The sequence below is a fragment of the Sphaerisporangium dianthi genome, from assembly GCF_042654065.1.
In the GTDB taxonomy this organism is placed as follows: Bacteria; Actinomycetota; Actinomycetes; order Streptosporangiales; family Streptosporangiaceae; genus Sphaerisporangium; species Sphaerisporangium dianthi.
On the sequence record NZ_JBHSFP010000001.1, the window covers coordinates 390,502 to 402,807 of the forward strand.

General features: G+C 70.6%; 9 protein-coding genes. 5 read left to right on the top strand and 4 right to left on the bottom strand.

Annotation, left to right across the window (positions count from 1 at the left end):
* Nucleotide 1 precedes the first annotated feature (1 nt).
* On the top strand, nucleotides 2–6,307 hold the full coding sequence (locus ACFO60_RS01620) for an NACHT domain-containing protein (RefSeq protein WP_380835950.1): 6,306 nt from the start codon (nucleotides 2–4) through the stop codon (nucleotides 6,305–6,307).
* Here ACFO60_RS01620 and ACFO60_RS01625 read toward each other — a convergent pair.
* A complete protein-coding gene (locus ACFO60_RS01625) occupies nucleotides 6,270–6,725 on the bottom strand; it encodes an ATP-binding protein (protein ID WP_380835951.1) in 456 nt (151 codons plus the stop codon). The two genes, ACFO60_RS01620 and ACFO60_RS01625, sit on opposite strands and share 38 nt — an antisense overlap.
* A gap of 150 nt (nucleotides 6,726–6,875) precedes the next feature.
* On the opposite strand from ACFO60_RS01625, the gene ACFO60_RS01630 reads away from it, so the two are divergent.
* Both ACFO60_RS01630 and ACFO60_RS01635 read left to right on the top strand, forming a co-directional pair.
* The gene (locus ACFO60_RS01630; protein WP_380835953.1) at nucleotides 6,876–7,703 is read left to right on the top strand and encodes a helix-turn-helix domain-containing protein; all 828 of its coding nucleotides are present in this window, start codon (nucleotides 6,876–6,878) and stop codon (nucleotides 7,701–7,703) included.
* Nucleotides 7,691–7,903: a DUF397 domain-containing protein gene (locus ACFO60_RS01635; protein WP_380835955.1), complete on the top strand. Its 213-nt coding sequence runs from the start codon at nucleotides 7,691–7,693 to the stop codon at nucleotides 7,901–7,903. Before ACFO60_RS01630 ends, ACFO60_RS01635 begins: the two co-directional genes overlap by 13 nt.
* 128 nt (nucleotides 7,904–8,031) lie before the next feature.
* Here ACFO60_RS01635 and ACFO60_RS01640 read toward each other — a convergent pair whose 3' ends face one another.
* Nucleotides 8,032–8,583: a GNAT family N-acetyltransferase gene (locus ACFO60_RS01640; protein ID WP_380835957.1), complete on the bottom strand. Its 552-nt coding sequence runs from the start codon at nucleotides 8,581–8,583 to the stop codon at nucleotides 8,032–8,034.
* Between the two features lie 278 nt (nucleotides 8,584–8,861).
* Nucleotides 8,862–9,179 (bottom strand): hypothetical protein, encoded by a 318-nt coding sequence (locus ACFO60_RS01645; RefSeq protein ID WP_380835959.1) that lies wholly within the window; start codon nucleotides 9,177–9,179, stop codon nucleotides 8,862–8,864.
* 227 nt (nucleotides 9,180–9,406) lie between these two features.
* On the opposite strand from ACFO60_RS01645, the gene ACFO60_RS01650 reads away from it, so the two are divergent.
* A complete protein-coding gene (locus ACFO60_RS01650; RefSeq protein WP_380835961.1) occupies nucleotides 9,407–9,727 on the top strand; it encodes a CU044_2847 family protein in 321 nt (106 codons plus the stop codon).
* 117 nt (nucleotides 9,728–9,844) lie between these two features.
* On the opposite strand, the gene ACFO60_RS01655 is transcribed toward ACFO60_RS01650, so the two are convergent.
* The gene (locus tag ACFO60_RS01655) at nucleotides 9,845–10,822 is read right to left on the bottom strand and encodes a PLP-dependent cysteine synthase family protein (protein ID WP_380835963.1); all 978 of its coding nucleotides are present in this window, start codon (nucleotides 10,820–10,822) and stop codon (nucleotides 9,845–9,847) included.
* A gap of 220 nt (nucleotides 10,823–11,042) precedes the next feature.
* On the opposite strand from ACFO60_RS01655, the gene ACFO60_RS01660 reads away from it, so the two are divergent.
* On the top strand, nucleotides 11,043–12,071 hold the full coding sequence (locus tag ACFO60_RS01660) for a phosphotransferase family protein (protein WP_380835965.1): 1,029 nt from the start codon (nucleotides 11,043–11,045) through the stop codon (nucleotides 12,069–12,071).
* Nucleotides 12,072–12,306 lie beyond the last annotated feature (235 nt).

Below are 12,306 nucleotides of genomic sequence, written 5' to 3' on the forward strand. Positions count from 1 at the left end.
CATGCGCCCCTGGTCCGTTCGCGTCCGCGCGGGCTCGGGGACATGCGGCGCCGGTGTCCTGATCGACGACCGGCACCTGCTGACCTGCGCCCATGTGGTCAACGCCGCCCTCGGGCGGCACGCCGCCGAACGCTCGCACCCATCCGATCCGATCGAGGTCGACTTCCCGATCGCCGCTCGCGCGGCACGGTTCCAGGCTTGGGTCACCGACGGCGGCTGGTTCCCCATCGAGGACGACGAGCGCGGCGACGTCGCGATCCTGGAGCTCCGCGCCGCGCCCCCTGCCGGCACCGCCCCCGCCGAGCTGAACGAGCGCGTGGAACGGGGCACGGCCGTGCGCGCCTACGGCTATCCCCCGGGCGTCGACACGGGCGTCTGGGCGGTGTCGTACGAGGTGGGCGACCCAGGCGGGCCCGAATGGGTCCAACTCGACGCCACGCGCGCCGTCGGCAGGCGCATCCAGCACGGTTTCAGCGGCGCCGCCGTGGAGCGCGACGACACCGGCCACGTCGTCGGCATCGCCGTCACCGAGGACGGCGACGACGGCGCCAAGGTCGCCTGGATGCTCCCCATCTCTGCCCTCCTCCACCGCTGGCCGCGCCTGGCCGCCTCCTGCGGGCCTCCCCCCGTGGACGGACCGGTCCGCTCGCGGGTGACACCGGTACCTCCCCAGCTCGCCGGCGTCCTTCGCGTGATGTGCCAGGTCTCCGACGACCTCCCCTATCCGCTCCGCGGCGCCCATGGACGCTTCCCGCTGTCGGAGGTGTACGTGCGGCAGAGCGTCGCCGCCGCCCCCGAACCGCGCAGGCCCTGGGAGGAGGAGGGCGAGGACTTTCTGGAGGCGGAGGAGGACAGGCGGCCGTCCCCGGGCCTGGCCCAGCCGTTCGAGCAGGTCTTCGAGCAGCACGACCACCTGGTGATCGAGGGCGCGGCGGGCCTCGGCAAGACCACCCTCGGCAGGATGCTGGCGCGGCACATGGCCCGGACCGTGCTGGACGAGGCGGACCAGGACGGCGGCGCGCAGCCGCTCCCCGTCATACTGCCGGCGCGCGTGCTGGCCGCCCATCTCCGCAACAGCTGGCCCGAAGCGCTGCGGGCCGCGGTCACCACGGAGTACGGACAGCCGGACGGTGAAGTGCCGGCGTCCCTGTTCGCCGGGAAGGTCGGCGGGCGGCGGTGGCTGATCGTGGTGGACGCCCTGGACGAGATCCCCGACCAGGACGACCGCGAGCGGCTGCTGACCGCGCTCGCGTCCCGGTTCCCGGGCGGCGAGGAGCAGGCCCGCTTCCTGGTCACCACCCGCCCCCTGTCCCCCGGGGAGATCGACCGCCTGCGCGGCCCGGGGGTCGGCTTCTACGAGTTGCAGCCGTTCGACGAGGACGCCCTGGTGCAGTTCGCCCGGAACTGGTTCGACCCGGACGACACGTTCTCAGGCAACGCCGCGGCGGAGGAGTTCCTGCGCCAGGTGCGGCTGGCCGGCCTTGAGGAGGTGCTCGTCGTGCCCCTCCTGGCGACCGTGGCCGCCAACATCCACCAGTCCCGCCGCGACCGCCCGCTGCCGGCCGGACGTTACGAGCTGTACGAGGAGTACATCGGGCGGTACGCCCAGGCCCGGATCGAGGCGGGCGCCTCGTCACTGGCCGCCCTGCACGAGGTCCCGGAAGGTCCGCGGCTCGCGGCGTGGCTGTACGAGCACCGGGTCGTGCTGATGGAAGAGCTGGCCACCGCCTACACCACCACCGAGACCCCGCTCATGGAGGTCGCGCGGCGTTTCCTGGCCGAGCACGCGCCGATGCCCGCCCGCCTGCCCCTCGACTGGGAGAGCGCGCTCGCCGAGTGGCTGTCCCAGACGGGGGTGCTGGCGAGGAGCCGCACCCGCCTGAGATTCCTGCACCAGACCTTCGCCGAACACCTGGCCGCCACCGCCCGCGCCAAGACCCTTCCCCGGGAGTTCCGCCCCGGCGAACCGCCGTGGGAGAAGCTGGTGAGCGACCTCCTGCTCGGCGACGAGGCCGCCGGCCGCGTGGTGCTGCACTACCTGCACCTCGTGGGGCCGGGCGCGGGGCTCCTGGACGCGCTCCAGAACGGCACTCTTGACCAGCGTGTTACCGCCGACGGCCTGGTCGAGAAGGGCGCCCCCGTCTCGGACACCCAGCTCACGACCTACCTGTCCCGGCTGGAGGACATGGTGGGAACGGGCACGGTGACCGACCTGGAGGAGATGATCGCCCTCACTCGCCACACCCCCGTCCGCGAGCGGCTCGAAGGACTGCTGGCGGACGCGTCCCTCGGCGCAGCGATCAGGATCTCCATCATCGACCTGCTCCGGGAGCGATCGGGCGCAGTGCGTCGTGACGGACCGGCCATACTGCGAGGTTTCGCCACCGCGGAGCATGACGCGAGGGTGCGGTGCAAGGCGGCGACCGTCCTGTCCAGGTTCGGAGGCGAGCACCGCGACCAGGCCGCGGGGTTGCTCGTCGCCCTCGGCGAAGACGGCGGTACGGAGATCGCGTATCGCTTCGCGGCCGCCGAGAGCCTGGCCCGGCTGGGCGGCCGGCATCGAGCGTGCGCGGCCGACATGCTCCACCGACTGGCCACGGACCCGGCGGTGGAAGCATGGCAACGCCTGGACATGGCTCAGGAGCTGGCCAAGTGCGGTCCCGAGCAACGGGCACGAGCGGCCGCGATCCTGCGCCACGTCGCCATGGACCGTACGCTTCAGGCGTGGAAACGCCAGTCGGCCGCCGAGAAGCTTCACAAGCTGGGCGGGCCACATGGCCGCGAGAGTGTCCACCTGCTCGGACGGCTGGCGCACGACCTCCGTCACCAGCGATTCGACCAGACCATGACGCTGGCCGCGCTCGCGAAGATCGAGCCATCCCATCGTTCCTCCGCCGCCAAGGCCCTCCTCCAGGTGATCACCACTCCTACCTTCGATAGCGGCTCCAGGCTGTCCGCCGTCATCGAACTGGCGGAACTCGGCGGAGCACACCGGTCGGCGACAGCGCAGGTCATGTTCGACCTCGCCACGAGACCAGACGCCGCAGCGATGCCCCATCCCAGCCTGGCCTATAACGCGGCGAAGAGACTGACCGAACTCGGTAGCGCGTATCAGTCCAAAGGAGCGGAGGCCTTTCGCGCGATCGGCAGGGACACGACCGTTCGCGCTATGCAACTCCGCTCCGTGGCCGTCCAGCTCGCACAGCTCGAGGCTGACGATCGAACGCTCGCAGCCGAGATCCTGCTGAGGCTCGTCACCGCTCCCGCACTCTCGTTCGACGTCCGCCTCAAGGCGGCGAGCACACTGGCCAACCTGGGGACGCGCTTCCTGTCCGGCGTCCTGCACTTCGTCGACGAGCTCTTCCGCCATCCCTTCTCCTCATCGGCCGAACGCGCGCTGGCGATGGCAACGCGGATGACGCTCAGGCCAGGCGAGACGCCGTCGGCGGCCACGCTGATCCATCGGCTGGCGATGACCGCGACGGCCTCCGCCGAGACCCGGTTGCACAGCGGCCAAGCACTGGTGGACATGGGAGCCGGCCATCTCGACCAGGCGGCGGGCCTGTGGACGCGTCTGGCCTCCGACCACGTGGCGGAAATCGGACTTCGCCGGGACGCTGCGAAGAAGCTGCTCGATCTGGGTGCCGGATATCGGGAGAAGGCGGGCGCGGCGTTCCGGGAGCTGGCCGACGATCCCAGCATCAACGCCGGGGAGAGAATTCTCCTTCTTCTCGAGACCCACCACCTGGCACCCTCGCTCTACGTGGAGATTTATGACCGCATCGCCGCCGACGTCACCCTCGATCACGATAAGAGGAGATTCGCCGTCCGCCAGGGGCACGCCGGCGACACCGACCGGCACCGCCGAACCGTAGCCCACTTGCACCAGCTCGCGACGGACCCGGCCGCCACGGCGACAGCTCGTCTGAACTCCGTCCAAGAGCTGGCATCCCTGGGCACCGATCAACGTGCGCGATGTGTCGTGATCCTTGGCCTGATGGCCGAGATGTCAGGTGCCCATGTCCGGCATCGGCCGATGATCCTGGCCGACCTGGTGAAATTCGACGCCTCACAGCGCGAGCGCGGCGCCGAGTCGCTGCGCCGGCACGCCACCGACCCGCTCATCGACCCCGATTCACGCCGCGAGGCCGCCCATGAACTCGCCAAACTCGGCGACGAGCATCACGAGCGCGGCGCGGAGATCCTCAAGCGGATGGCCCTCGACGTCCTCCTCGACGCCCAGGTACGCCGGAAGGCGGCGACGTCGCTGATCAACCTCGGCGGCGAGGAGGAGAACCCAGGGGCGGACCTGTTGTACCGGCTCGCCACCGGCGCTGTCGCCGGAGGCACCTCAGAGCCGGACGATCGTCGGCAGGCCGCGCGGGACCTCGCCGGGCTGGGCGGCGGGCGACGGGCGCAGGGGGCCGAGGTGTTGCGCCGGCTCGCGGCGGATGCGTCGGCCGACGCCGGCGTACGTCTCGCGGCGGCGCAGGATCTCGCCGGCCTGGGCGGCGACGAGCGTGACGAAGGCGCGAAGGTCCTGCACCGGCTGGTCGTCGAGTTGATCGACGATCCCGTCGAACGCCTGCGAGTGGCGCGAGACCTCGTCAGGCTCGGGCCGGCCGCCCAGTCCCGCGCTCTGGTACTGCTCGGCGAGCTGACGATGGACGCCGGCCCCGACGTCACGGTCCGCCGACGGGCGGCGGAGTTCCTGGGCTCGTTGCTGTCTCCGCAAGCGCTGGAGACGGCTGTGGCCGGATTGCACCGCCTTGCCGGAGACGGCGACGTGGACCGCTGGAACCGGTTGTGGGCCATCGAGTCCCTGGCGAAGCTCGGCCCGGACGCGCGACGGCTCGCCTTCGACGCGGTGCGGCGGTTCCGCGAGCAGGTGGGCGAGCCGGGCGGCGAACTGCCGTGCGCGCTCGCGGTCGCGGCGATGGCCGACGTGAGCGACGCCTGCCACTTCGACGCCGTCGACCTGCTCACCCGATCGGCCGAAGACACCGCACGCACGGGTCGTGAACGGATCCAGGCCGCCACAGGCCTCCTGGAGCTGAGCGACCTCCATGCGAAGCGGGGAGCGCGCCTGCTCACGGTGATCGCCGAAGACCCCGGAGTCCGTGCCTGGGAGCGCCGCCAGGCCGCCGAAGCGCTCGCCCGCCTCGGTCCCGCCCATCGAGAGCAGGCCGTCGACCTGCTCGACGCCCTCGCCGACGACGCCTCCGCCGACCCCTGGGAGCAGGCGGAGGCCGCGATCGCCCTCGCCGAACTCTCCGCCGACAGGCGCGAACGCGCGATCGCCCACATGCGGCGCATCATGCGGCGCGAGAGCGTCTTCACTGAGCAGCGCCGTCCTGCCATCGGCATGCTCCTCAGACTTGGGCCCGAGGCACGTGCCGCAGGAATCAAGGCTCTCCAGTCGACGGCCGGCGACCGGAGAGCCGGAGAAGACGACCGGTGGGAGGCGTTCGCCGTCCTGCTGGAGCAGGAAGAGGACCGCGACCTGCTGGCCCGCGCCCTTCGCGAGCTGACAGAAGAAGCGCGCGCCGACGCGGGCCTGCGGCGGCGGGCGGCGGAGGCCCTCGCGATGCTCGGCGACGAGCGACGCCGCGAAGCGGTCGAGGCGCTCCGGCACCTGTCCGCCGACACGACCGTCGTGGGCGCGCACCGCGCTCTGGCGCTGGACTCCCTGGCTCTCATGACCTCGGACGCGTCTCTTCAGGAAGAGGCCGGGAAGGCGCTGGCGCGGGAGGGCGCGGACGCGTCCACCCCGGCGCCGCTCCGTCGCCTGGCCGCCGAGGCACTGGCCCACCGTCACCTGGCACACCGGCGCAGAGCCGCCGAACTCCTGCACGAGATCGCCGAGGACGACTCGGCGGAACCCGAGGAACGACTCCTGGCAGCCCAGGCATTGGCCGGCATGGGACCCGGTGACCGTGACGCCGCCGTCCGGCTCCTTCAGCGGTCCGTCGCCGACCCTCTCGCGAGCCCGTACGAGCGAGCCGTCATGGCGTTGGCACTGGCCGGTCTCCGCCGGTCGTACCGGCGGGCCGCCGGTGACCGCGCCCGAGAGCTGCTGCTGGACAACCCCGGTATGCCGGCCGACCGGCGGCTGACGATCGCCGAGGGCCTCGCCGAGTTGGGGACGCCCTATCGGCAGGCCGCCATGGCCGCCGTGCACGATCTCGTGGTCGACTCCTCGTCCTACAGCGCGATGAGGTTCCGCGCGGCCGAGGCGCTCGCCCGTATGGCCGGCGTCGAGGGCCGCATCAAGGAGCCGCTGTCGCTTCGTGACGCACCTGGGTGACCAGGCGCGGCGCGAAGCGGATGACACACCAGACCGTGCGCCCGACTCCGGGGCCATGGGCGCGGGTCCCCCACTCCTCGGCGAGTTCCCGAATGATCAGCAGCCCACGGCCGTTCTCCGCCTCCGGGTCCTCACGCACCTCAGGCTCAAAGTCCAGGGCTCCGGGGTCGTTCACCTCCACGCGCAGAAGCCCGTCACGCCGCGCGAGGACCAGCCCGATGAAGTCGTCCCTTCCGCAGCCCGAATGCGTGACCGCGTTGGTGACCAATTCCGAGGTGGCCAGTACGACATCGTTCACGGCGGGATGGCCGTTTCCCAGCCATTGACGCACCTGGTGACGCGCGCACGACACCGATTCGCGCACTCCCGGCAGGCTCGTCCTGCCGAGAAGCTCCCACTCCGCTTTCGCCGGCTCCATCGTTTCATCCGTTCGAAGAATTCGATCGCGAGGACTCCCCGACAGTGCCAGAATTCGACTACCGTACGTGTCGGATCGACTTCAACCAGTCATGAACGCTTCGACTTAAACCCTCGGTGAAATGCTGAGGAAGGCCACCCGGAGTCCCCCATGCCAAAGGAAAGCGAGCTCAGCCCGTCCGAATCCCCGACCGCCCTGTTCGGCTTCGAGTTGCGGCGACACCGCAAAGAGCGTGGATGGTCGCAGACCCGCCTCGCCCGATTCATCCCCTATTCGGTGGGCACGATCAGCATGATCGAGACGGCGCGGCGCTCTCCGTCCGAGGAGTTCGCCCGCTACTGCGACGACGCCCTCCAGGCCGAAGGCGCCCTCGTACGCCTGTGGCCCATGGTCGGCCGCCCGACCGCTCCCCCGTGGTTCCGCCCCTGGCTCGACATCGAGAACACGGCAGAGGCCCTGCGTTTCTGGTCGCCCTTGGTGATTCCCGGCTTGCTGCAGAATGAGGACTACGCCCGAGCGATCCTCAGTGGTGACGTAGGGGTCACAACGGAGCAGATCGAAGAGCAGGTGACCGCGCGCATGGAGCGTCAGGTCATCCTCACTCGCCCGAAGCCCCCCATCCTCTGGGTCGTCATTGACGAAGGGGTGCTACGCCGTCCCGTGGGGAGCCACGCCATAATGGCGAGCCAACTGGAGCGCATTCTGCGAGCCGCAGAGGAACCATACGTCAGAATCCAGATCCTGCCCTATGACGCCTACTCCACCGCTGGACTGGCGGGGGCCTTCGTCATCGCACAGGCCGATGGGATCGCCGATACCGCCTACGTTGAATCCGCCGGAATTCTCGGTAGGGTGACCGAGCGATCAGAGGACATAAAAACCCTAACATTCAGGTACGAAGGGATTCGTGCCGAAGCGCTCTCCCGGCGCGACTCGCTAGGCCTGATCAAGGACAGGATGCAGCGATGGATGAGATGACCCTGCGACCGGAAGCGGTCGAGTGGCGTAAGTCCACCCGGTCGGGGCCCGACGGCGGTGAATGCGTCGAGGTCGCCTGTCTCTCCGGACGCCGTCGGGTGGTGCGTGACAGTAAGAACCCCCTCGGCCCGGTCCTGATGTGCGACGGGACGGCCTGGGAGGCGTTCATCGGCGGGTTGAAAGACGGCACCGTCTCCTGACCTCCCGCCCACAGGACCAGCACTCCCGCCGACGGTCGTGACCGCAGGCCGGCACCGCGAGCAGCCGGCCTGCGCGGAGATCACGGAGCAGCGGACGCTCGTGGACGGGTCGTGCGCCGAGGAGCGGTTCAGGTGCCCGGCCTGGTGCGCCATTCGTGGTCGAGGATCGCCATCTCGAAGGACGACCACCAGGTGCCGCCGACTGCGGCGACCTCACGCAGGGTCCCCTCGCGGACGAAGCCCAGCCGCTCGTAGAGCCGCACGGCCGTGACGTTCTGCGCGAACACGCCGAGCGACAACCGGTGCACCCCGATCTCGTCGAAGGCGACCCGCTGAGCGGCCCTCACAAGCGTCTCGCCGATCCCGCGTCCCCGCGCGTCCGGCGCCACCACCACGCGGCCGAGCCGGGCCGACCAGCCCGGCGCGTCCACCATCAGCGACGCGTGCGCGATCGGCCGATCCGGATCGGTCTTGTCCACCGCCGTCCAGACACGCAGTTTGGGACCGACCTTGTCGGCGTACCGGCGTATTTGTGACTCGTCCAGTGGCCAGACGAACCCGGACGAACCCGACCACATCACGAGGGCCTCCGGACCGTCGATCCACGAGATCAACGAAGGTACGTCAGACGGGGCGAAGTCCCGAAGTTCGATCACACATCCCCGTATACAGCACCGCATTCCCGTCGCTCAACCGCGTCCACATCCGCAGCTCGGGGTTGGGGACGGTGGTCCCACCCGTTGCTCATGCCGCCGGTCACCATTGCCGCGCCCACCCGAAACCCCTGGCACTGATCGCAGTGCGGACGAAGGCCGACAGCGGCCGCAGTGGCCGACGAGACCCGCTCAGCGGCTGCGGTGCCGATAGGACCGGTAAGGACCGCAATCGCCGACAAGACCGCTCAACGGCCGCAGTTCCGACTAGGACTGATTGCGGCCGCGGTCGCCGACGAGACCACTCAGCGGACGGCCACGGTTCCGATGCGATCGGTACGGTCGCGGTCGCGGTCGCGGTCGCGGTCGCGGTCGAGACCACTCAGCGGCCACAGAGGTCGATAGGACTGGTAGCGGTCGCAGTCGCCGACGAGACCGGTAGCGGCCGTGGTGCCGATGGCGGCGGGCCCGCTACCGTCCTCGACGGCGGCGCACCGGCCGGGCCTGCCGGGCCGACCGCGCCCGCCGGACCGACCGCGCCCGCAGGGCCGGCAGGCTCCGCCCGCGATCAGCGCCCGGGGGTTTCGGGTGGGCGCGGCGATGGCGACCGGCGGCATCGGCAACGGGTGGGGCCACCACCTCAGCCCCACTTCCCGCACAGCCCACCGACACGGAAGAGACTCGTACCGACGACGCCTTGACGACCAGAGCACACCACTGTCGCGGACACAACCACGCCGGAAACGGTGTGCTGATCTGGTGCGGGGAACCCTGGCCGTCGATAGTGTCTGGAGCTGTTGGGTCACGGCCCCAGTCCTTTACGGCGGCCTCCTCTTCCCCCGGAGTTGACGTGAGTGAGCTGATGCGCGTTCCGCTGGCCGGCGGCGGTCAGGTCGTGGTCGAAGTGTCCGAGAACGAACCCGGGGTCCGGCGGGCCTCGCGCACCGGCGACACCATCGACGCGGCCGTGGACTCCCTCCAGCACGCGCTTCAGCCGATCAGGGAGGCCGCCGAGGCCGCGCTGGAGACATTCCGCAAGTCGGGCCCGGACGAGGTGGAGATCGAACTGGGCGTCAAGCTGAACGCCGAGGCCGGCGCGGTCATCGCCAAGTCGTCGGTCGAGGGCCATCTCAACGTCAAGCTGACCTGGCGCCGCGTCGCGGAGTCCTGAAGTCTCCTCCTGCCGACGTGTGAGAGCCGGCGAATCGATCGGCCGAGCTGGCGATTCCCCGAAATCCGTCAACAAGCGCCGCTCGTCCGGCTACCACAAGCCGCACGCCGGCACAGGTCACAAGCTGGTGCGCTGCCTCAGAGTGCCCGCGTACCGTCCGACGTCCAGCCCTTTCCCGGCGGCCCACCCGTCGTCGTGACAGGTCGCGAGGTGTCGATCGGCCGCGTCGCCGATCAGCGACACCACCGTGCCGGTCTCGCCTCTGGCCCGCATGCGCTCCACCAGCTCCAGCGCCGCCCACAACGCGGTGCCCGACGAGGCGCCGACCGGCAGCCCGGTCACCTCGCGGATGTGCCGGGCCGCCGCCACACTGGCCGCGTCGGGCACGGGGACGACCAGGTCCACGAGGTCGGGCCGGAAGCCGGGCTCGACGCGCGGTCGTCCGATGCCCTCGATCCGCGAGGGCATCCCGGTGCCGTAGTCGGGCACGTCCAGGGTCCATCCCGGGAAGTAGGCCGAATTCTCGGGATCCGCCACCGCGACCCGGCAGTCCTCACCGTGGGCCCGGATCCACTGGCCGAGGGCGGCCGAGGTCACGCCGGTGCTCGCGCCCGTCACCACCCAGTCCGGCCGCACCTGCCCGAACAGCTCCTCCGCCAGGTCGTGCGGCGCGGCCCGCCCGAACTGGTCCAGGAAGTGCCCGTCGATCTCCCGCGCGGCGTCGTAGATCGCCAGCGGCGGCGTCACGAATCGGCACTCCCCGCCCAGTTCCTCCACCGGCCGCGCCCGCGCCTCGCTGCGCTCGCCCGGCATGACCACGATGTACGGCAGCCCGAGCCGCCGCGCGAACCAGGCCTGCGCCACGGCCGCGTTGCCGCCGGTCGCCTCCACCACGGTCACCCCCTCGGTGACCGACCTGTCGAGCACGGCCCGGCGGAACAGTGCCCTGGCGTGCCGGTGCCGCAGGCTCCCCGTCGGTTGCGCGGACTCGTCCTTCAGCAGCAGTCTGATCCCGGGCGCCGATACCGGGAAGTCGATCAGCGGGGTGGGCTCACCCATCGCCAGCACTTCGAGCGCTCGCGTGTTCCAATTCACCGTCCCACCATGTCAGGCGCGCCCCGAAAGGCCGCGCCCGTTCGCCACGAGCGAGCCAGCCGGGGAGTCCGCGCGCTCCCCTGAAATGACCGTCGCGGTTGCCGGATCAACCCAGGTGAAGGGGCGGCGTTTCGATCCTCAGCACAACAGGCCACGCCAAGATCTTCAGTGATCTTCTATGGTGGCAGGGCCAGGGCGCCGGGTGGAAAAGGACATGCGCATGCGAGCGAGTGCCGCGTTAGGTGATGAGCTGCGTGACCAGCTTGGCTCCCCCACGCAAGTGCGGCGGCTCGACAGCAGCCCTCGCTCACGGGTGTGGCGTGCCGAGCTGAACGGAGCCACCGTGGTGATCAAGCAGGCGGTCGACGGGCCGGACGCTTCGCTGCGGTTCGGCCGCGAGGTCACCGCGCTGCGACTCGCCTCGCGGGCCGACCCGCCCCTCGTGCCCGCGATCATCGGCACCGACCCCTGCAGGCGCGTCATGGTGCTGGAGTACGTGGACAGCCATGACCCACCCGAAGACTGGGTGGTGAGCTACGCGGTGGCGCTGGCCCGGTTGCACGCGGCCACGACGCAGGACGACGCCGGGGCGCTGCCGCGATGGTCGCCTCCCGGCCAGGACGACGTCAGCGCCTTCCTCGGCTTGGCGGCCGAACTGGACATCCCGGCGTCGTCCACCGTGTCCGCCGAGCTCGACGGACTCCTGGACCGGCTCCGGCGGACATCGGGGCACGCGTTGCTGCACGGCGACCCCTGTCCCGGCAACGACCTGTACACCGGCAGCGGACTCCGCTTCGTCGACTTCGAACAGGCCTCGCTGGGCGACGGGCTCATCGAACTGGCCTACCTGCGCATCGGGTTCCCGACCTGCTGGTGCGTCACCGCGCCTCCCGAGCCGATGCTGCGGCAGGCGGAGGCGGCGTACCGCGCGGCTTGGCACACCGCCACAGGCGCCGAGCTCGAGGGCGACCTCGCGGACGCGTGCGCCGGCTGGTTGCTGCGCGGCGACGCCCTCGTCGAGAGAGCCCACCGGCAAGGGGTCGATCACCTGGCGCGGATCCCCCGGGAGGACTGGCTCTGGGGCACCGCCACCGCGCGGCAACGACTCCTCCACCGTCTCGGGGTCGTCTCGGAGATCACTCTCGATCACGACCGGCTCACCGCCCTCGGGGAATTCTGCGCGGCGATGCGCAGCCGCATGCTCACGCGCTGGCCCGCCCTCGCCCCCCTCCCCGCCCACCGTCCTTGAACACTCGGATACGCGACGAACCGGGCCGGCCGAGAAGGTAGCTTGCCGGCGTCCATGCCGCAGGGCTGCACGACGCCGGCGACGGTCTGGTGGCCACAGAGGCGCTGTCACGGGCGGCGGACGATGCGCTGACCGAGCCGAGTCACATGTGGACGACGTGCGCAGCTACAACTCCACTTTAGTTTGGTGTAGCCGATTCGCAAGAAACTAAAAGCTAGTCTTAGTTTGCGCGCTA

Coding starts and splice junctions, on each gene's coding strand:
- ACFO60_RS01620 (WP_380835950.1), top strand. CDS start 2: ATGCGCCCCTGGTCCGTTCGCGTCCGCGCGGGCTCGGGGACATGCGGC.
- ACFO60_RS01625 (WP_380835951.1), bottom strand. CDS start 6,725: ATGGAGCCGGCGAAAGCGGAGTGGGAGCTTCTCGGCAGGACGAGCCTG.
- ACFO60_RS01630 (WP_380835953.1), top strand. CDS start 6,876: ATGCCAAAGGAAAGCGAGCTCAGCCCGTCCGAATCCCCGACCGCCCTG.
- ACFO60_RS01635 (WP_380835955.1), top strand. CDS start 7,691: ATGGATGAGATGACCCTGCGACCGGAAGCGGTCGAGTGGCGTAAGTCC.
- ACFO60_RS01640 (WP_380835957.1), bottom strand. CDS start 8,583: ATGCGGTGCTGTATACGGGGATGTGTGATCGAACTTCGGGACTTCGCC.
- ACFO60_RS01660 (WP_380835965.1), top strand. CDS start 11,043: ATGCGAGCGAGTGCCGCGTTAGGTGATGAGCTGCGTGACCAGCTTGGC.